1 rRNA gene is annotated in these 249 nt (G+C 50.2%); it reads left to right on the top strand.

Annotated elements, in window-relative coordinates:
- Positions 1–73: 73 nt before the first annotated feature.
- Positions 74–249: ribosomal RNA gene (locus ACKQTC_RS09245) — 16S ribosomal RNA — on the top strand; the annotation flags it as partial.

The following is a 249-nucleotide window of genomic DNA, read 5'->3' as shown; positions in this document are numbered from 1 at the left end:
CAGCGTCTTTGACAATTAAACAGCCAAACAAGCGTATGAATTAAGTGAACATGAGCTAGAGCTCTTACGTTATAACACGGAGAGTTTGATCCTGGCTCAGGACAAACGCTGGCGGCATGCCTAACACATGCAAGTCGAACGGACGGAGGAAGGAGATCTCTTCGGAGTGACCCTTCCCGAGTTAGTGGCGGATGGGTGAGTAACGCGTGAGTGACCTGCCCGGTAGTGGGGAATAACAGTGAGAAATCA

This window comes from Peptococcus simiae (assembly GCF_046097595.1).
GTDB lineage: Bacteria > Bacillota > Peptococcia > Peptococcales > Peptococcaceae > Peptococcus > Peptococcus simiae.
Note: the sequence above shows the minus strand (reverse complement) of the source record. Positions and strands in the feature narration are given on the sequence as shown.